At 66.7% G+C, this 17,864-nt stretch carries 18 protein-coding genes; 12 read left to right on the forward strand and 6 right to left on the reverse strand.

Features of this window, described 5'->3' with window-relative positions:
• Positions 1-128 precede the first annotated feature (128 nt).
• Positions 129-860 carry an ArsR/SmtB family transcription factor gene (locus AC6JAC_RS07510; RefSeq protein WP_231511016.1) on the forward strand — a complete coding sequence of 244 codons (732 nt, stop codon included), beginning with the start codon at positions 129-131 and terminating at the stop codon, positions 858-860.
• Complete coding sequence (locus tag AC6JAC_RS07515; protein WP_454698997.1) at positions 857-1,096, forward strand: 2-nitropropane dioxygenase; 240 nt, start codon at positions 857-859, stop codon at positions 1,094-1,096. Before AC6JAC_RS07510 ends, AC6JAC_RS07515 begins: the two co-directional genes overlap by 4 nt.
• Before the next feature lie 21 nt (positions 1,097-1,117).
• Here AC6JAC_RS07515 and AC6JAC_RS07520 read toward each other — a convergent pair whose 3' ends face one another.
• A complete protein-coding gene (locus AC6JAC_RS07520; RefSeq protein WP_028269478.1) occupies positions 1,118-1,621 on the reverse strand; it encodes an Lrp/AsnC family transcriptional regulator in 504 nt (167 codons plus the stop codon).
• Positions 1,622-1,754: 133 nt separating this feature from the next.
• Here AC6JAC_RS07520 and AC6JAC_RS07525 point away from each other — a divergent pair, with 133 nt between their 5' ends.
• Positions 1,755-2,918, forward strand: a complete 1,164-nt coding sequence (locus AC6JAC_RS07525; RefSeq protein ID WP_497964142.1) for a trans-sulfuration enzyme family protein — start codon at positions 1,755-1,757, stop codon at positions 2,916-2,918.
• On the opposite strand, the gene AC6JAC_RS07530 is transcribed toward AC6JAC_RS07525, so the two are convergent.
• Positions 2,915-4,204 (reverse strand): MFS transporter, encoded by a 1,290-nt coding sequence (locus AC6JAC_RS07530; RefSeq protein ID WP_497966786.1) that lies wholly within the window; start codon positions 4,202-4,204, stop codon positions 2,915-2,917. The two genes, AC6JAC_RS07525 and AC6JAC_RS07530, sit on opposite strands and share 4 nt — an antisense overlap.
• A 97-nt stretch (positions 4,205-4,301) precedes the next feature.
• Here AC6JAC_RS07530 and AC6JAC_RS07535 point away from each other — a divergent pair, with 97 nt between their 5' ends.
• On the forward strand, positions 4,302-5,285 hold the full coding sequence (locus AC6JAC_RS07535) for a LysR family transcriptional regulator (protein ID WP_028269476.1): 984 nt from the start codon (positions 4,302-4,304) through the stop codon (positions 5,283-5,285).
• Positions 5,286-5,363: 78 nt separating this feature from the next.
• Here AC6JAC_RS07535 and AC6JAC_RS07540 read toward each other — a convergent pair whose 3' ends face one another.
• On the reverse strand, positions 5,364-6,413 hold the full coding sequence (locus tag AC6JAC_RS07540) for a nitronate monooxygenase (protein WP_028269475.1): 1,050 nt from the start codon (positions 6,411-6,413) through the stop codon (positions 5,364-5,366).
• Positions 6,414-6,449: 36 nt separating this feature from the next.
• Between AC6JAC_RS07540 and AC6JAC_RS07545 the strand changes: the two genes are divergently transcribed.
• Positions 6,450-7,427 (forward strand): N-acetylglucosamine kinase, encoded by a 978-nt coding sequence (locus tag AC6JAC_RS07545; RefSeq protein WP_028269474.1) that lies wholly within the window; start codon positions 6,450-6,452, stop codon positions 7,425-7,427.
• A 78-nt stretch (positions 7,428-7,505) separates the two neighbouring features.
• Here the strand turns inward: AC6JAC_RS07545 and AC6JAC_RS07550 are convergent, their stop codons facing one another.
• Positions 7,506-8,597 (reverse strand): pirin family protein, encoded by a 1,092-nt coding sequence (locus AC6JAC_RS07550; protein WP_028269473.1) that lies wholly within the window; start codon positions 8,595-8,597, stop codon positions 7,506-7,508.
• A 354-nt stretch (positions 8,598-8,951) separates the two neighbouring features.
• Between AC6JAC_RS07550 and rsgA the strand changes: the two genes are divergently transcribed.
• The 7 genes from rsgA (at position 8,952) to AC6JAC_RS07585 (ending at position 16,196) form a co-directional block, all read left to right on the forward strand.
• Entirely contained in the window at positions 8,952-10,112 is a 1,161-nt protein-coding gene (rsgA, locus tag AC6JAC_RS07555) for a ribosome small subunit-dependent GTPase A (RefSeq protein WP_028269472.1), read from the forward strand.
• 247 nt (positions 10,113-10,359) lie between these two features.
• A complete protein-coding gene (locus tag AC6JAC_RS07560; protein WP_028269471.1) occupies positions 10,360-11,460 on the forward strand; it encodes an ABC transporter ATP-binding protein in 1,101 nt (366 codons plus the stop codon).
• Positions 11,460-12,170, forward strand: a complete 711-nt coding sequence (locus AC6JAC_RS07565; protein ID WP_028269470.1) for an ABC transporter permease — start codon at positions 11,460-11,462, stop codon at positions 12,168-12,170. The genes AC6JAC_RS07560 and AC6JAC_RS07565 overlap by 1 nt, the downstream gene beginning before the upstream one ends.
• On the forward strand, positions 12,167-12,913 hold the full coding sequence (locus AC6JAC_RS07570) for an ABC transporter permease (protein ID WP_028269469.1): 747 nt from the start codon (positions 12,167-12,169) through the stop codon (positions 12,911-12,913). The genes AC6JAC_RS07565 and AC6JAC_RS07570 overlap by 4 nt, the downstream gene beginning before the upstream one ends.
• Positions 12,910-13,866 carry an ABC transporter substrate-binding protein gene (locus tag AC6JAC_RS07575; RefSeq protein ID WP_497964147.1) on the forward strand — a complete coding sequence of 319 codons (957 nt, stop codon included), beginning with the start codon at positions 12,910-12,912 and terminating at the stop codon, positions 13,864-13,866. Before AC6JAC_RS07570 ends, AC6JAC_RS07575 begins: the two co-directional genes overlap by 4 nt.
• A 154-nt stretch (positions 13,867-14,020) precedes the next feature.
• Positions 14,021-15,241, forward strand: a complete 1,221-nt coding sequence (locus tag AC6JAC_RS07580; protein ID WP_028269467.1) for a pyridoxal phosphate-dependent aminotransferase — start codon at positions 14,021-14,023, stop codon at positions 15,239-15,241.
• Between the two features lie 100 nt (positions 15,242-15,341).
• On the forward strand, positions 15,342-16,196 hold the full coding sequence (locus AC6JAC_RS07585; protein WP_497964149.1) for a polyphosphate kinase 2 family protein: 855 nt from the start codon (positions 15,342-15,344) through the stop codon (positions 16,194-16,196).
• Between the two features lie 6 nt (positions 16,197-16,202).
• Here AC6JAC_RS07585 and AC6JAC_RS07590 read toward each other — a convergent pair whose 3' ends face one another.
• Together AC6JAC_RS07590 and xseA are read right to left on the reverse strand one after the other, a co-directional pair.
• Positions 16,203-16,433, reverse strand: a complete 231-nt coding sequence (locus AC6JAC_RS07590) for an exodeoxyribonuclease VII small subunit (RefSeq protein ID WP_028269465.1) — start codon at positions 16,431-16,433, stop codon at positions 16,203-16,205.
• A gap of 54 nt (positions 16,434-16,487) precedes the next feature.
• Positions 16,488-17,774, reverse strand: a complete 1,287-nt coding sequence (gene xseA / locus AC6JAC_RS07595; RefSeq protein ID WP_028269464.1) for an exodeoxyribonuclease VII large subunit — start codon at positions 17,772-17,774, stop codon at positions 16,488-16,490.
• Between the last annotated feature and the right edge of the window lie 90 nt (positions 17,775-17,864).

The raw sequence follows: 17,864 nt of genomic DNA on the forward strand, positions 1-17,864 counted from the left end.
GGCTAGTCCCCGGCTGGACAGGGCTGCACCGGCCTGCAGGCAAACAAGATGTTGCAAAGAAATGCTTGCAAAGAAATAGTTGCAAAGAAACCCTTGCAAAGGTTTCTTTGCAAGCGTATTTTTGACGTATGAAGAGTTCACCCGATGCGGCATCAGCTGCAGCCGTGACCGCCGAAGGCGCAACGGATGAGGATCCGCCGGCCGGGCAGGAGCCGCCGTTCCCGGTGCGCCGGGTCGATACCGCATCGCTGAAGGCGCTGGCGCATCCGCTGCGGGTGCAGATACTCGAGATGCTCTCCCGCTACGGGGCACAGACGGCCTGCAGCCTGGGCGAACTGCTCAACGAGTCCAGCGGATCCACCAGCTACCACCTGCGCCAGTTGGCGAAGCACGACTTCGTCCGTGAAGTCGAAGGCAAGGGCACGGCGCGGGAGCGCTGGTGGGAACGCCCCCGCGGAGCCATCCAGATCACATCGCCGGAGCTGGCCACGTCCCCGGCGACCGAGGAAGCCTCCCGGCTGGTCACCCGCGAGTTTGAACACAGCAGGCAGGCCGTCCTGGCGGACTTCATGGCCCACGGCAGCGAAAGCCTTGATGCCGAATGGCTGCACGCCGCCCTGATCAGCACAGCAAATGCGAGGCTCACCGCGGACCAGTTGGCGAGGTACACCACCGCCCTGGAAGCCTACGGCCACCGGCTGCTGGAGGACATCAGGAACGAAGGCGAGCAGGAAGGCGCCCGACCGGTCCAAATCCATCTCAATGCCTTCCCCATCCTCGGCGTTCCCGCATCGGCCGGCAGCAGGGGCCATAGTTCACGGAATCAACAATCAGCAAGTCCTGAAAGGAACGTGCCATGAGCGCATTATCCGCCGCCGGTTCGACTGCCTGCGGCCCGTACCGCCGGCCCACCGTCGTCGAATCGGCTGCAGCCGCGTTGGGTGCCGCACTGGTCAGTTGGGCGGAACGCCGGCGGGTCATCCTCTCCGACTGGGCCGTGCATGAGCGCGAGGCGGCGCTCCGCCGGGAGCAGCTGGATGTCCTGCGGAGTGACATCATGGGCGCCGCGCATTCGGGGCTCTATATCTGGCACTGACGCCGGGAACTCCGGGCAGGCTTAGTCGGGCAGCGGCCCGTGGTTGCCCTGGATGTGTTCGAACACCAGCGTGGTCTCGGTGTGGCCTACCACGGGATCGGTGGCGAGGTTGTCCAGGACCCAGTCGCGCAGGTCTTCAGTGGTCGCCACGGCAATGTGCAGCAGGTAGTCCACTGAACCCGAGGTGTGGAACGTGGACAGCACGGCCGGAAGCCGGGGCACCCGTGACGTGAACCGGTCGATTTGTTCGCGGTCGTGGGCCCGGAGCCTTACAGCGATGAGCGCCTGGACGGACCGTCCGATGGCGGACAGGCTCAATTTCGCTTCGAATCCCTGGATGATGCCGCGTTCGGACAGGGCGCGCGTGCGCATGAGCGCCGTGGACGGGGCAATGCCCACGAGCTCGGCCAGCTGCTTGTTTGAGATCCGGGCGTCTTCCACGAGGGCGGCAAGCAGCCGCTCGTCGATGGCGTCCAGCGGTTCGGTTCCGGCTCCGAGCCGAATATTCTTCGCACCGGTACTCACAGCGCCTCCTCAAAGTGTTATGAGTTCATCATAAACTCCGGTTTCCGACAGTTCCATTCGTTAGGCCTGTGAAACTCCGAATTATTGCCAGATACTTGCCGGATTCAATGGCGAATAATTCAAAAGGAGTCCCGTGTTTTCACCCGATTCACTGGCTGTCCATGCAGGCCGGAACGGCCTGACCGAACAAGGCGTGCACGCCGTGCCGATCGACCTGTCCACCACAGCTCCGCTTCCTTCAGTCCACGACGGAGGGCAGGCGTACGAACACATGGCCACCGGCGGCATGCACCAGGAAGGCCAGAGCACGGTCTACCAGCGCCTGTGGAACCCCACCGTTGCCCGCTTCGAGCAGGGCGTGGCCCTCCTTGAGGGCGCCCCGGAAGCAGTGGCCTTCGCCACCGGCATGGCGGCCCTGTCGGCCGTGCTGCTCGCAACGGTGGCTGCCGGGAACAAGCACGTGGTGGCGGTCCGGCCGCTGTACGGCGGAAGCGACCACATCCTCGCCTCGGGCCTCCTCGGCACCGAAGTGACGTTCACGACGGCGGACGGGGTGCGGGCCGCACTGCGTCCGGATACGGGACTGGTGATGGTGGAGACACCCGCCAACCCCAGCCTCGAGCTCGTGGACATCGCGCAGCTTGCCCGTGACGCTGACGGCGTCCCGGTGCTGGTGGACAACACTTTCGCGAGCCCCGTCCTCCAGCAGCCCCTGGCTCACGGCGCCGCCCTGGTGCTTCACAGTGCCACCAAGTTCCTGGGCGGACACGGGGATGCCATGGGCGGGGTGGTGGCGGCTTCGCCGGAGTGGACCACCAGGCTGCGCCAGGTCCGTGCCGTGACCGGCGGCATCCTGACTCCCTGGCCGGCCTACTTGCTGCACCGCGGCCTGGCCACGCTCCCGGTGCGCGTGCGGGCGCAGCAGGCAACCGCACACAAGGTTGCCGCGGCCCTGGCCGGGCACGGACTGGTGAAGGCGGTCTATTACCCGGGGCTCCCGGAGTGCGACCCGATGGGCCTGGTGGGGACGCAGATGTCGGGCCCGGGTTCGCTGCTGGCCTTTGAACTGGGCAGTCCCGAACACGCAGAGCGGATCCCGGCGGCGGTCCGGATGATCACCCACGCCGTGTCCCTGGGCGGCATAGACACCCTCATCCAGCATCCCGGCGGCCTGACGCACCGGCCCGTCGCCGCCGAGGCGAAGCCCCATGCCAGCCTGCTTCGGTTGTCCGTGGGGTTGGAGGACGGCGCCGATATCGTGGAAGACCTGGTGCAGGCCATCGAGGGAACGCGCTAGCAGGCCTGCTTCGCTTCCCCGGGACCCAGCTGTCCGGGTCCCAGCTGCCCGGGGTTCGCCTGCCCGGCGCCGGACCCGGGATGCACGACGGCGGTGATCACCGCCGTCGTGCATGCCAGCCCGATGACGGTCAGGGCCAGCGCCGTCCAGCCGAACGACTGGAAAACCAGGCCGCCGGCCCACCCGATGGCACTGGAGCCCAGGTAGTAGGCAAGGTTGTACAAGGAGGACGCCTGTGCACGGCCCGTCGTGGCGATCCCCCCGGTCCAGCCTGCCCCGATGCTGTGGGCCGCAAAGAACCCGCCGGTAAACACCAGCAGGCCGGCGAGGATCAGCACCAGCACCTGCGTCAGTGTCAGCGCCAGGCCCGCGGCCATCAGCAGGATGCCGGCCAGCAGGATGGTCCGGCGGCCGAACCTCAGCGTGAGCCCGCCGGCCAGCCGCGAGGTCACCGTCCCGGAAAGGTAGGCCACAAAAATCAGGCTGATCACGGTGGCCGGCAGCCCGAACGGGTCGCCGGACAACCGGAACCCGAGGTAGTTGTACACCGCTACGAAGCCTCCCATGAGCAGGAACGCCTGCACGTACAGGGCCAGCAGGCGGGGATTGCGCAGATGGCCCCCCAGCGTCCTCGCCGCCCCGCGGAATCCGCTGGCGCGCGCGGGTGTGAAGCCGCGGGCCCTGGGGACCAGGATCAGGAACAGGACGGCGGCGGCCGCGGCAAGGCCGGAGACGGCCAATGCGGCCGCCCGCCATCCCCACAGTTCTCCCACGGGACCTGCAACAAGCCGTCCCGCCAGCCCGCCCAGCGTGGTTCCTGCAACGTAGGTTCCGGCGGCGAGGGCGGCGTGCGCCTTGTGGACTTCCTCGTTCAGGTACGCAATCGCGATGGCCGGTATCCCGCCAAGTGCCATGCCCTCGAGCAATCTGAGGCCCAGGAGGATGGGGAAGGTGGCGGCCAGGGGCGCCAGCAGTCCAAGGACGGTCGCGGCCGAGATGCCCAGGGTCATGGCCCGTACACGGCCGATCCGATCTGCCAGGAATGACCACGGGATGACCGTGATGGCGAGCCCCACCGTGGCCAGTGAGATGGTGAGCGCCGCTTCAGCCGCCGTGATCCGCAGGTCCGTTGCCATGATCGGCAGCACGGCCTGGGTGGAGTACAGCTGCGCGAACGTTGCCACCCCGGCGAACGCCAGGGCAGCCAGCAGCCGTCGGTAGGCTGCCGAGCCTTTCGGGTGGCCCGCCCACAGTCCGGATTGTGACGTGTCCTGCGTTGGCAGCATGTGCATAACTCCAGCCTAAATCGGCTGCTGACATGCTTCCAATGCATGATTTACATAGAATAGATGCTGAAATCGGATCAGTTACCGGGAGGCCCGGATGGACATTGAGCACAAACAGCTGGCGCAACTGTTGCCGCTGCTCCCGGTCCTGTCCGAACTGGGGCGGACTCAGCACGTCACAGAAACAGCGGAACTGCTCGGGATACCGCAGTCCACCGTCAGCCGGGCGCTCGCCCGCGCCAGCGCAGTGGTGGGCACTGAACTGCTGATCCGCGACGGCAGGGGAGTCCGGCTGACCCCTGCGGCCAAGGCGCTGCTGCCCTATATCGACGCAGCACTCAACGAGTTCCGGACCGGGCTGGACCTGGTGCGGCACGAATCCGAGGTGGTGCGCGGCCGGATCGCGGTCGCGTTCCAGCACACCTTTGGCGAGGCGACGCTGCCGTTGCTGATCAATGCCTTCCACCAACGCCACCCGCAGACCGCCTTCGACTTCAGCCAGGGGGCACGTGACGGCTGCCTGGCCGAACTCTCGGCCGGGACCGCTGATCTTGCCCTGACAGCGCCCGTCGCCACGGCGGGCCGGGGCATCGGCTCAGCCGCGCTGTACCGGGAGCCGCTGCGGCTGGTGGTGCACCATGAACACCCCCTGGCCGGCCGGAAAAGCGCCCGGCTCGCGGACATCAGGCAGGACCCGTTTGTGGCGATGGGGCACGGCTACGGCATGCGCTCGCTGACGGACGCCTTGTTCCGCGAAGCCGGGTTCCGCCCGCGCATTGCCTTTGAAAGCCAAGACTCGCATACCGTCCGCGGGCTCGTGTCCGCGGGGCTGGGCGTCAGCATCCTGCCGCCCGGCGGGCGGGCCCCGGGCCGGACGGTGAGCCCGCACACCGGCAACCTCGGCTGGGTGGAGGTTCCACTGGAGTCCGGACTGGCGTTCCGGGAAATCGGGTTGGCGTGGCGCGAACGGCGAGGAGGCCAGGAAGCCGAGCCGGACCAGGTCAGGCTGTTCCGGGAACTGGTCCTGACCGAGGGCCCGGAGCTGCTGGCAGGACTCATCCGGGCGCGTTCGGAGGGCTGACCGGCGCGGGATGCGGGATGCGCGGGCCGCCCAGCTGACTGCGGCAGGGAAGCCTGTCTGCGTCCGGAGTCGGGACGATCAGGAACGCGAGGATCCGGCGAGCAGGCCGGCCATGATCTCGGGGACGGGCCGGGCTGCCGCCTGCCGCCATCCGGTTCCCGCCCAAAGGTTCAGCCGTTCCGGGTCGCCTGCAGCTGCCGCTGCCGCGCGGATCGGAGCGGTGAGATGGTGAATGGCAGGGTACCCCTCCGGTGCGTCACCGTGGTCCCGGACGAAGGCATTGACCAGGGCCCGTGCCTGCCTGCCGGTGAACGCACGGGTCATTTGTGTCTCGCTGATATCGCGGCTTGCGAGGGCATCCTTGTGGAGCTGGCGCGCGCCGCTTTCGTCGCTGCGGAGAAAGGCCGTGCCCAGTTGGGCCGCGGTTGCGCCTGCGGCAAGCACCGCGTCGAGGCCTGCTGAATCCATGATCCCTCCGGCGGCCACCAGGGGAACGCCGACGGCGGTGCGCACCGCGGTGAGCAGCTCAGCCGTGGTCGCGGGGCCGGGGGAGTCCGTCGTTCCTGCCCGGGCCAGGAAGGCCCCGCTGTGGCCACCCGCGCTCCCGTGCTGGACCGCCAGGATGTCCGCTCCCCGCTCCACGGCAAGCAGCGCTTCAGCCACGCTGGTGACGGTGGCAATCAGGGTGGACCCTGCACGCTTGAGCGCCTGGACTTCAGCCGGCTCCGGGAGGCCGAACGTGAAGCTGACAAACTCCACCGGATCCGCCAGCAGGGCGTCGATCTTGTCCTGCCATGCATCATCGTCGTCGAGCCGCAGCCCGGGAAGTGTGACTCCGTAGCGCCGGGCGTCCGGCTCGAGGCTCCGCCGGTAGTCCTCAAGCTGCCGGCGGACGTCGGCGGGCGGATCGAGCTGGGACCGGTCGGGAACGAAGACGTTCATGCCGAAACCCGCCCCGGCAGACCGGACCTCGCGCATGTCGGATTCCATGGCCGCCGCGGTCTTGTAGCCCGCGGCGAGGAAGCCCAGACCGCCCGCCAGATGCACGGACTCCACGAACCGGGGCGTGGAGGTGCCCCCGGCCATTGGCGCCGCAATGATTCGTGTACCGAAAATGGCACTCGTCATGACCTGCTCCCTGTAGCGACTCAGTAGTCTGTTCACGTGACTAATTCTGACAACTTGCCAGCAACGGATTCTGTTCCTTCCACCGGCGGGCTCCACGCGGCCCCCGTTCAGGCAGCGCCCGGCCAACCAGGGCCAGGCGCCGTGATCGGCCTGGACATTGGCGGAACCAAGACGCGCGGCGTCCGTTTCGAAAACGGACAAGCCGTGGCCGATGAATCCGTGGGCAGCTCAAACGTGCAGAATGTCAGCCGCGATGAAGCGGCACGTCACCTGGCAGAGCTGTTCGCCAAGATCGGCGGCGGGGTGATTGCCCAGGTCTACGCCGGTGCCGGCGGAATCGACACGGATGAGGACGCGGCCGCGCTGGCGGCCCTGATCGCCCCCCATGTTCCCGGCGCGAAGATCACGGTGGTCCACGACTCCCGGCTGTTGCTGGCCGCCGGAGGGGCGAGCACCGGCGTCGCCGTCATTGCCGGCACCGGTTCCGCCGCCTGGGGCAGGAATGCCAGCGGCGAAGAAGCCAGGGCCGGCGGCTGGGGCTACCTGCTCGGGGACGAAGGCAGCGGCTACTGGCTGGGCCGGGAAGCGGTCCGGCACAGCCTCCGCCGCATGAACCAGGGCCTGGAACCCGACGAACTCACTACGGCACTCCTGCAGTCCTGCACCATCGATGACCCCAACAAACTGATTGCCCTTTTCCATTCGCCGGACACGGGCCGCCGCTACTGGGCACAGCGGGCCCGCCTCGTGGTCGAGGCTGCGGACGCCGGGCACGCGCCCAGCCAGGCGCTTGTTGAACAGGCAGGCAGGGACCTTGCCGGACTGGCCGCGCAGGCCCTGCGGAAACTGGGCATCAAGGGACCGGTGATCCTGGGCAGCGGGCTCGGGATGAACGTGGCGAGGCTGCAGGAGTCCTTCAGGCGCAGCCTTGCTGCTGAAGGCGTGACCGATGTCCGGGTCCTGGAGAAGGACCCCGTGTTCGGAGTCCTGCAACTGGTGGCCGAACAGGGGTAGCCTTTCGGACCGCGGACCGCGGACCCCCGGGCCTCGGACCTTGGGCCCTGCGCGCACCCGTTCCTGTCCGGATGCCTGTCAGGAACGGGTGCGCGGCCGGAGCCGGACGCCCGGTAACGGGGGAGCAGGAATGCGCCCGGCTTCGGCTCCCGCAGCAGGGCCGTGTCCCTGGACCAGCCCGAACCGGGAACCCCCGGACTCCTGGTCCGGCAGATCGGCCTGGTCCTCCCAGTCCTGGCGCGCCTGGGCCACTTCATCGTGGGTCCTGCCCACGAAGTTCCACCACATCAGCAGCTCCTCCTGGAACGGTTCCCCGCCCAGCAGGATGAAGCGCGTGCCGGGGGCCGCCTCGATTTCCAGGAAGCCGCGGCCGGTGCCGAGGTAGCCCAGCGGACCCGGCGGCACATCCTGCCCGTCGAGGGTGATGCCGCCGTCGAGCACCAGCACCGCGTGCTCGAACTCCGGGTCCAGCGGCAGGACGACGGATCCGGCGCAGGAGATGTCCGCACCGACGATCGGGGAATACATCGTGGCCGGCGCCTCCACTCCGGCGAAGGTTCCCACCATCACGGTTGCTCTGAAACCATCTCCGGTCACTTCCGGGAGGTCGCGGTGCTGCTCGAACGCCGGGGCACGGTGGCGCTCGCCGTCCGGAAGGGCCACCCACAACTGGAGGCCCCGCTGCAGCGGCACTTCCGTGCCGGCGTCGGCGGTCCCAGTGTCGGCCGTCCCAGAGTCGTCCGTCCCTATGTCGTTCGCCCCGGTGCGGGACGCCCGGTCCGGCAGCACAGCGAACTCGGAGTGGGAGACCCCGTGGCCCGCGGTCATGATGTTGAGCTCGCCCGGACGCACGATGACGTCGCTGCCCACGCTGTCACGGTGCCGGATGTTGCCTGCGAGCGGCCAGGTCACGGTCTGCAGGCCGGTGTGCGGGTGCGGCAGCACGGACATGGCCACCCGGTCCGGACCGAAACTGTCCAGGAAGCACCACGCGCCCACCGTGGGGAGGCCACGCTGCGGAAGGGTGCGGAGGACATTCATTGCCCGGACCCCGCCGAGCGGGACTTCCCGGGCCGGCCACAACTGCAGGCACGGCCCGGTTCCGGCGGAGCCTCCGGGCTGTCCTGCCGGGCACAGTTCTTCCTTGGGGCTTACTTCGAGGTTCGTCACAGGATCAACTCTAGGGTCAATGGCGGAATACGGGCAGGTCCGGACTTTGGAGCCGGGACCCCTAGCCAATCCGTGGCCGGACGGCTTACCCTTGAAACGCCGCCGGCAAAAGCGTCCGGCGAAGCGGACGGACCGACGTCGAACTGGTTCGACAGTTGGCATGGCAGAAGCGGGGAGGTGGAGACGATGACTGCAATATTCCTGCGCGCCCGGCGCGCCAGCAAAGTCATTATTCCTGCCCCGGCCAAACGCACGTCCTGATTCGCACTGCCTGAATCAAGCACTGCCTTAATCAAGCAGCGCCTGAATCACGCACCCGTGTCCGTGCCTACGGGGCCTCAGCAGAGGTTTCCAGTGAAAACAACAGCAAATTCAACAACCACCAACTCAGCTCCACCGCTGGCCGGTCCCGTGGATTACGGTTTCACGGCCCGGACGGCAGCACTTTTTGACGCCCATCCCATGCCCGGCGGGGAGGAACCGGGGCGGGTGGTCCGCGTGGACCGGAACAGGGTGCTCATCGCCGCCGCGGCGGAGCTGTGGCATCTGCCCTACCCGGCCCGCGGCGAGGTGCCGGCCACCGGTGACTGGGTATGGCTCGGTGCCAACGCAGCAGGGGAGCCCGCCGTCATCGGTGTGCTGCCCCGCGAGTCGGCGCTCAGCCGCAAACGCGCCTTCGAGGCGTCTTCGGAAGCCCAGGTCCTCGGTGCCAACGTGGACGTCGTGGGAGTGGTGGTCCCCGTGGACCGGCCCCTTACCCACAACCGCTTGGAGCGGACGCTCGTGGCCGCGTGGGATTCGGGGGCCACTCCGCTGGTGATCATCACCAAAGCGGATCTTGCCGACATCGCGGACGACGTCGTCGGAAAAGTAATCCTGCAGGCAGCAGGCGTTGCTGTGGTCACCACCTCGGCGGAACAGGGCGACGGCCTCGACGAAGTGCTCGGACATGTGCCGGCGGGCGGAACGCTCGTCCTGCTGGGACCCTCGGGCGCCGGAAAGTCCACGCTGATCAATGCCCTTGCCGGGCACCATGTCCAGGACGTCGGGCCGGTACGGTCCGGCGACGGCAAAGGCCGGCACACCACCACGGCGCGCGAGCTCGTCCCGCTGCCGGGAGGAGCGGTTCTCATGGACACCCCGGGCGTGCGCGGCTTTGGGCTCTTTGACGCGGACGACGGAATGGACGAGATGTTCGGCGACCTCGAAGGGCTGTTCGGCCGCTGCCGCTTCGCCGATTGCGCCCATGACCGGGAACCGGGCTGCGCTGTCCAGGCCGCGCTCGCCGACGGAGCCCTCGAGATGCGCCGGTGGGAAAGCTACCTCAAGCTCCAGCGCGAGTTGGCGGCACTCAACCGCCGGCACGACGCGGCAGCCCGGCGGGCCTACCAGCGGGAGTGGCACCAGAAGGTGGTGGTGGCGGGCAAGAGCCAGCGGGCAGCCGAGCGGTACGGACAGGAAATGGCCCGCGAACGCACCGTCGGGGACGGAAAGGGGAAACGGAAGCGCCGTTGACGCACGGCGGTTGACCGGCGGGGGAGGGTCGGCGGCGGGGATTGAGCGCGGAATCACAGTCCGGTGCCGCCGCCGCCCATCCAAACGGCGTAGGTTACCGAATGCTTACGGTAGCCGCGGCACCGCTGACTTTGCCGGGGCCGCTGGTTACGCTGTCTATTAACTGCTTTACTGCCGAATATCAGTAACCTTATGATCTTTGGCCTGACCGTCCGATGTTGCCGCCAACAGTTAGGTAAGCCCGGAAATGGCTGAAGCCATGATCGAATTCCAGAGCGTCACCAAGCAGTACCAGAGCGGGCAGCCGGCCGTGGACAACCTGACCATGTCCATCGACAAAGGCTCCATCACGGTTTTTGTGGGTCCGTCGGGCTGCGGGAAGACCACTTCCCTGCGGATGATCAACCGCATGGTGGAGCCCACGTCGGGCACCATCACGGTGGACGGGAAGGATGTCACGTCAGTGCCTGCCGCGCAGCTGAGGCGGTCCATGGGGTATGTGATGCAGTCCTCCGGCCTGATGCCGCACCGCTCAGTGCTGGACAACATCGCCACGGTCCCGCGGCTCAACGGGGTCTCCAAATCTGAGTCGCGCAAGCGCGCCGAGGAACTGCTCGACGTCGTCGGGCTGGCTTCGGTGCTGGGAAAGCGGTACCCGTCGCAGCTGTCCGGCGGCCAGCAGCAGCGGGTCGGCGTGGCCCGGGCTCTCGCGGCAGACCCGCCCGTGCTGTTGATGGACGAACCGTTCAGCGCCGTGGATCCCGTGGTGCGCGACGAACTCCAGCAGGAGCTCCTCCGGCTGCAGCGGGACCTGGCCAAGACCATCGTTTTCGTCACGCACGACATTGACGAAGCCACCGTGCTTGGAGACAAGGTCGCTGTTTTCGCCACCGGCGGCAAACTGGCGCAGTACGCGACGCCGGAGGAGATCCTCCGCGCCCCTGCCAACGACTTCGTGGCCTCCTTCGTGGGTAAGGACCGGGGGTTCCGCCACCTGGCGTTCAGCCCGTCCGATGCCGTTATCCTCCATGAGGTTCCAACGGTCAGTCACAGCGCCCTGGAGTCCGGAACGGCCGGACTCGAAGGCAGTGATTGGGCGCTCGTGGTTGATGCGGATTCCCGGCCGATGGGCTGGACGAGTCCGGGGTCCGGTTCCGTGCTCATCCCCGGCGGCTCGCTGTTCCGGAAAGGGGAGACGCTCCGGCGGGCTCTTGACGCGGCGCTGTCGTCGCCGTCGGGCTTGGGCGTCGCAGTCGACGCGGACGGCAGGCTTGCCGGTGTCCTCCGCGCGGACGAAGTGCTTGCTGTCATCGAATCGGCACGGCTGGTCCGGCAGGGTGCCCTCTGATGGAATGGTTCCTGGCCAACAGCGGGAGGGTGTTCGAACTGGCAGGTCAGCACCTGGTGCTGGCCATCCTGCCCATGGTGTTCGGTTTGCTGCTCTCCATCCCGCTGGCACAGTTTGCCCGGCAAAACCGGACCCTGCGTTCCGTGGTGGTGACGGCGACGTCCCTGCTCTACACGGTCCCGTCCCTTGCCTTGTTCATCATCCTGCCCTCAATCCTGGGGACCAGGGTCCTGGACCCGCTGAACGTGATCGTCGCCCTGACCATCTACGCGGTGGCGCTGCTGGTGCGGGCCGCACTCGACGCCTTCGACTCCGTGGATGAAGACCTCCGCCAGGCGGCCGTTGCGATGGGGTTCAAGCCCGCCGCGCGTTTCCTGCAAATTGACCTGCCGTTGTCCCTTCCGGTGCTTTTCGCCGGCCTGAGGGTTGTGTCCGTCAGCAACATCTCGCTGGTAAGCGTGGCCGCCCTCCTGGGCATTGGAAACCTCGGGATGCTGTTCACGTCCGGCCTCCAACGGGGCTTTATTACCGAGGTGCTGGTCGGGATCATTGCCATCCTGGTGCTGGCACTGGTGATGGATGCCTTTCTGGTGCTCCTGGAGCGACTCCTGACGCCGTGGACCAGGGCCGTGGCCAAAACGGACAAAGCAGGCCTCCCGTCGGCGGCCGAGCGGCTGTCGGATGTCCGGACCGGGGGTGCCTCCGCATGAGCAACGTCTTCACCGACACTTTTGCGTGGCTGGGCGATCCCCTGCACTGGTCCGGAAGCACCGGCATTCCCGTCCGGCTGGCCGAGCACCTCCAGTACACGGGTCTCGTGATGCTCATCGCCACGGCGATAGCCGTCCCCATCGGCCTCTATGTCGGCCATACCGGCCGCGGCCGGGTGGCGGTTGTCGCGCTGGCCGGGGCTCTCCGGGCACTGCCCACCCTCGGCCTGCTGACACTCTTCGTCCTCCTGGCCGGCATCGGACTGATGCCTCCCATCTGGGCCCTCGTGATTCTGACCGTGCCTCCGCTGCTCGCAGGCACGTATGCCGGCATTGCCAGCGTGGACCGGAACGTCGTGGATGCGGCCCGCGCCATGGGCATGACCGAACTGCAGGTGCTGTTCCGCGCCGAATTTCCCAATGCCCTGGCCGTGATGTTCGGCGGCTTCAGGACCGGCGTGCTCCAGGTCATCGCCACCGTTTCAGTGGTGGCGTACATCAACCTCGGCGGCCTGGGCCGGTACCTCTTCGACGGCCTGGTGCTCTCCGATTTTCCGCAGATGCTCGGCGGCTCGCTGCTGATAGCAGCACTGGCCATTGCCGTCGATCTGCTGCTCGCTGTTTTCCAGAGGCTCTTCCTGTCCCGGGGATCCTCTGACACGCCACGCCGGAGCCAGCAGGCACCGGCTGATCTCACAGACCCCGTGTCCGCGGAGCCTGTTGTTCAAGGAGGTAGATCATGAAGGAAACCCACCCTAGTATTCTGGGCCGCCGCGCGTTCGGCGGCCTGGCCGTCGGCGTCGGACTTGCCCTGGCGCTGTCCGCATGCGGCGGCGGATCCGATCCGCTGGGAAGCGCGCCCGCGACGGGCGGTTCGGGCTCTGGTTCCGCACTGGTGATCGGATCCGCGGACTTCCCGGAGAGCCAGATCATCGCGGAGGTGTATGCCGGCGCGTTGAACGCAGCCGGCGTCACCGCAAGCACCAAGCCCAACATCGGCTCGCGGGAGGTGTACTTCAAAGCGGTCCAGGACGGCTCCGTGGACATCATTCCCGATTACAGCGGCAACCTCCTGCTGCATGTGAACAAGGGCGCCACCGAGGTCTCGGCGGAAGACATCTTCAAGGCGCTTCCGGGCAAGCTGCCGGAGGGACTTGCGGTCCTGGAGCCGTCCAAGGCTGAGGACAAGGACGCCATGGTGGTGACCAAGGCGACGGCGGAAAAGTACCAGCTCAAGTCCATAGAGGACCTCGCCAAGGTCTGCAGCGAACTGGTCGTGGGAGCTCCGGCCACCTTTGCCGAGCGCGCCTACGGCCTGCCCGGGCTGAAGAAGAACTACAGCTGCGAGCCCAAGAAGCTGGAACCGTTCAGCGACGGCGGCGGACCCATCACCGTCAAGGCACTCCTGGAGGACCAGGTCCAGGTCGCGGACATCTACACCACCACGCCGGCCATTGCCGACAATGACCTGGTGGTCCTGGACGACCCGAAGAACAACTTCATCGCCCAGCAGGTACTGCCGCTGTACAACAAGGCCAAGATGACGGACAAGGCCAAGGAAGCGCTCAACTCGGTGTCCAAGATCCTCACCACGGAAGACCTGATCAACCTCAACCGTGCGGTCAGCGGCACCCAGAAGCAGAACCCGAAGGACGCAGCAGCGGCCTGGCTCAAGGACAAGGGCCTGGTCAAGTAACACCGGCCGGGTAACAGCAGTGAAGTAACGCAGGCTGAACAGCCCGGCCCGACGGCGGCTGCCGGACCTCACAAGGTCCGGCAGCCGCCGTCGTTGTTCCTTGTGTGAGTCAAGTCTCAGCTGAAGTACATCCTCCATATGGCATATTTGATGGATGGCAGAATTCAAGCAGTCCACCAAGCTTCATAATGTCCTCTACGACATCCGTGGACCGATTCTTCAGGCCGCCCAGCAGATGGAGGCAGAGGGTCACCGCATCCTTAAACTGAACATCGGAAACCCGGCCCCGTTCGGGTTTGAAGCGCCGGACGCCATCCTGGTGGACATGATCCGCCACCTGCCGCACGCCCAGGGCTACAGTGACTCCCGCGGCATATTTTCCGCCCGGACCGCAGTGTCGCAGTACTACCAGACCCGCGGCATCCAGAACATCCACGTGGACGACATCTACCTCGGCAACGGTGTCAGCGAGCTCATCACCATGTCGCTCATGGCCCTCCTCGACGACGGCGACGAGGTTCTGATCCCCACACCGGACTACCCGCTGTGGACCGCCTCCGTGGCCCTCGCCAGCGGACGGCCGGTGCACTACCTCTGCGACGAGGAGTCCGGCTGGCAGCCGGACCTGGAGGACCTCGAATCCAAGATCACCCCCCGGACCAAGGGAATCGTGGTGATCAACCCGAACAACCCCACCGGCGCGGTGTACCCCGAGGAAACCCTCAAGAAGATCGTGGCCCTGGCTGAAAAGCACGGGCTGGTGCTTTTCGCGGATGAGATCTACGAGAAGATCCTGTACGAGGACGCCGTTCACGTGAACCTGGCAGGCCTTACCGGCGACGACGTTCTGTGCCTGACCTTCAGCGGCCTCTCCAAGGCATACCGTGTCTGCGGGTACCGGGCCGGCTGGATGGCGATTTCCGGGCCCAAGAAGGATGCCGCCGACTACCTTGAAGGCATCAGCCTGCTCGCCAACATGCGGTTGTGTGCCAACGTGCCTGCCCAGCATGCCATCCAGACTGCACTGGGCGGATACCAGAGCATCAACGATCTGATCCTGCCCGGCGGACGGCTGCTGGAACAGCGGAACAAAGCTTATGACATGCTCAACGCCATCCCCGGCGTCAGCACCCAGCAGGCCAGGGGCGCGCTGTACCTGTTCCCGAAACTGGATCCGGAGGTCTTCCACATCCGCGACGACGAAAAGTTCGTCCTGGACCTGCTCCGAGAGCAGAAGATCCTCGTTTCCCACGGACGTGCCTTCAACTGGGTACGGCCGGACCACTTCCGGATGGTCACGCTTCCGAACGTGAAGGACATCGAAGAGGCTGTCGGGCGCATGGGGGACTTCCTGAGCAGGTACCAGGGGAACTAGCCTGATGGCAGCAGCTGCCCGTGAAGAGCGGGCGGCTGCAGCCGGACGGGCGCAAGGATGCGGCCCTACGGACTCGCGGCACATCGGCGGAAGGCTTCTCATGGCAAACATCGAAACGTTCGACGAACACCCGTCCGGGACCCTGGCGGCCGGTGACGGGTTCAGGCTGGCGGATGTGGACCCTGATTCCACGCCGGGATACCCGGGTGGCAAATCCGACGGCCGGGCACTCCTCGAGGAACTCGACGGAAAACTTGCGGCCCTCCAGGAGCAGCTGTTCGCCGAAGCCAAATTCGGCGGGACCAAGCGTGTCCTGCTGATCCTCCAGGCCATGGACACCGCGGGCAAGGGCGGCATCGTGGCCCATGTGGTGGGTGCCATGGACCCTCAAGGTGTGCAGCTCAAAGCGTTCAAGGCGCCCACGGACGAGGAAAAATCCTACGACTTCCTCTGGCGGATCGAGAAGGAAGTCCCGGCAGCCGGCATGGTGGGCGTCTTCGACCGCTCGCACTACGAGGACGTGCTCATCCACCGCGTCCACGGCTGGGCCCCGCCGGAGGAGCTGGAGCGCCGCTACACGGCGATCAACGAGTTTGAAGCCAGGCTGGCCGCCTCCGGCACCCGAATCGTCAAGGTGATGCTGAACATCAGCCGCGACGAACAGAAAGCCCGCCTGCTCGCACGGCTGGATGATCCTTCAAAGCACTGGAAATACAGCAGCAGCGACCTCAAGGAGCGCGCTTTCTGGGACGACTACATGGCCGCCTACCAGGCGGCATTCGACAAGACCCACACCGAGGTTGCCCCGTGGCACGTGGTGCCGGCGAACAAGAAGTGGTACGCCCGCATTGCCGTCCAGCAGCTGCTGCTCCAGGCGATGGAGGACCTCAACCTTAAGTGGCCCGAGGCTGAGTTCGACGTGGCTCTGGAACGCAGCCTGGTGGAAAGGTCCTGACGGGCCCTACGACTCGGGCCCGGCCTGGTTCCGGGCGGCGGCCAGCCGTTTGCGGGCCCCTTCCAGCCACTCCTCACAGCGCTTGGCCAGGGCCTCGCCCCGCTCCCACAGTGCGAGTGAGTCCTCCAGGCTGGCGCCGCCGGCTTCCAGCTTGCCCACGACGGCCACGAGCTGCTCGCGGGCTTCCTCGTAGCTGAGCGCTTCGATGTCGGCGTTCGGTTTCTGTTCTGCTGCCATGGTGGTGCTCCCTGCTGGTTGTCAGTGGATGAACGGGGCCGGTACGCGACCGGGTCAGCCGTCGGATATCTGGTGGCCGCCCGTGGACCGGGCGGAAAAGCTGCCGCCGGCCACCCGTACGAAAAGGTCCGCGCCCTCCGGGGCCTGTGACGGATGCCGGACTACTGCCGGCGGCGCGTCCGCTGCGTGGTCTGTGCCGGCAACCTGCACCACGGCATAGCCCCGGTCCAGCGTCTGTTGCGGCGAGAGGGAACGGACCTGGTTGCGGAGATGCACGATCTGGTCCGCTGCCCTCAGCACCGCCGTGCTGATTGCCGCGCGGGAGCGGCTGCTGAGCCGCGCCACATCCTCGGCGCGTGCACTGACCATCGTCTCCGGTGCGGCCAGCACCGGCCGTGAATGCAGGGAAGCCAGCCGGTCGGATTCCCGTTCCACGAGCCGGTTAACCCCGCGCCGGAGCTGGTCCCGGGCCTGCCGGACCCTGGCGAGTTCTTCCACAACGTCAGGAACGATTCTCTTCGCGGCGTCCGTGGGCGTCGAGGCCCGCAGATCGGCGACGTCGTCGAGGATGGGGCGGTCTGCCTCGTGGCCGATCGCGCTGACCACCGGCGTGGACGCATTGGACACAGCCCTGATCAGGTCCTCGTTGCTGAAGGGGAGGAGGTCCTCGAGTGCGCCGCCGCCACGGGCGATGACAATGACGTCGACGTGCGGGTCAGCATCGAGTTCCCGCAGCGCGGCCATGATCTGCGAAACGGCAGTGTTTCCCTGGACGGCAACTTCGCGGACCGCGAATTCGACGGCGGGCCAACGGAGTGCGGCGTTGCGCAGCACATCCTTCTTGGCGTCGGAATCGCGTCCGGTGATCAGCCCGATCCGGTGGGGGAGGATGGGCAGGCGCTTCTTCCGGGAATCCGCGAAAAGTCCTTCCAGGGAGAGCGCGTGGCGGAGCCGCTCGATCCGCGCCAGCAAGTCGCCGAGCCCCACCGGCCGGATGTCCTTCACGGACATGTTGAGGCGTCCGGTCTTGAGCCAGAACTCGGCCTTCAGGAGCGCCACCACCCTGGACCCGCGTTCCAGGGGAACCTCCTGGCGATCCAGCACGGTCGACCAGATGGAAGCGGGCAGGGAGATTTCGGCGTCGACATCCCGGAGCGTCATGAAGGCACTGCCGCCACGGCGGTTCAGCTCAATGACCTGGCCCTCGACCCATGCCGAGGGCGTCCGGTCGATATGGGCCTTGAGCTTCTGGGACAACAGCTGCAGCGGCCAGGGATTGTCCGGACTCGTTTCGGCAGCCGTGGCAGGAACCGTGGTGGCCGCGGGCAAGTTGTCAGGCATGGGCGGGCCGTGACGGGGAGGGAGCCTTGGGCATGGGAATCCTTTGCAGATGGCAGTGCATCAAAACGGAATGGCATCAAACCGAATCAA

This window comes from Arthrobacter sp. KUASC02 (assembly GCF_059739395.1).

Bases quoted from the DNA above. Each gene is read 5' to 3' on its own strand.
- AC6JAC_RS07510 (WP_231511016.1), top strand. From the start codon at position 129: ATGAAGAGTTCACCCGATGCGGCATCAGCTGCAGCCGTGACCGCCGAA.
- AC6JAC_RS07530 (WP_497966786.1), bottom strand. From the start codon at position 4,204: ATGCTGCCAACGCAGGACACGTCACAATCCGGACTGTGGGCGGGCCAC.
- AC6JAC_RS07580 (WP_028269467.1), top strand. From the start codon at position 14,021: ATGGCAGAATTCAAGCAGTCCACCAAGCTTCATAATGTCCTCTACGAC.
- AC6JAC_RS07590 (WP_028269465.1), bottom strand. From the start codon at position 16,433: ATGGCAGCAGAACAGAAACCGAACGCCGACATCGAAGCGCTCAGCTAC.
- AC6JAC_RS07515 (WP_454698997.1), top strand. From the start codon at position 857: ATGAGCGCATTATCCGCCGCCGGTTCGACTGCCTGCGGCCCGTACCGC.
- AC6JAC_RS07540 (WP_028269475.1), bottom strand. From the start codon at position 6,413: ATGACGAGTGCCATTTTCGGTACACGAATCATTGCGGCGCCAATGGCC.
- xseA (WP_028269464.1), bottom strand. From the start codon at position 17,774: ATGCCTGACAACTTGCCCGCGGCCACCACGGTTCCTGCCACGGCTGCC.
- AC6JAC_RS07575 (WP_497964147.1), top strand. From the start codon at position 12,910: ATGAAGGAAACCCACCCTAGTATTCTGGGCCGCCGCGCGTTCGGCGGC.
- AC6JAC_RS07560 (WP_028269471.1), top strand. From the start codon at position 10,360: ATGGCTGAAGCCATGATCGAATTCCAGAGCGTCACCAAGCAGTACCAG.
- AC6JAC_RS07565 (WP_028269470.1), top strand. From the start codon at position 11,460: ATGGAATGGTTCCTGGCCAACAGCGGGAGGGTGTTCGAACTGGCAGGT.
- AC6JAC_RS07585 (WP_497964149.1), top strand. From the start codon at position 15,342: ATGGCAAACATCGAAACGTTCGACGAACACCCGTCCGGGACCCTGGCG.
- AC6JAC_RS07570 (WP_028269469.1), top strand. From the start codon at position 12,167: ATGAGCAACGTCTTCACCGACACTTTTGCGTGGCTGGGCGATCCCCTG.
- AC6JAC_RS07535 (WP_028269476.1), top strand. From the start codon at position 4,302: ATGGACATTGAGCACAAACAGCTGGCGCAACTGTTGCCGCTGCTCCCG.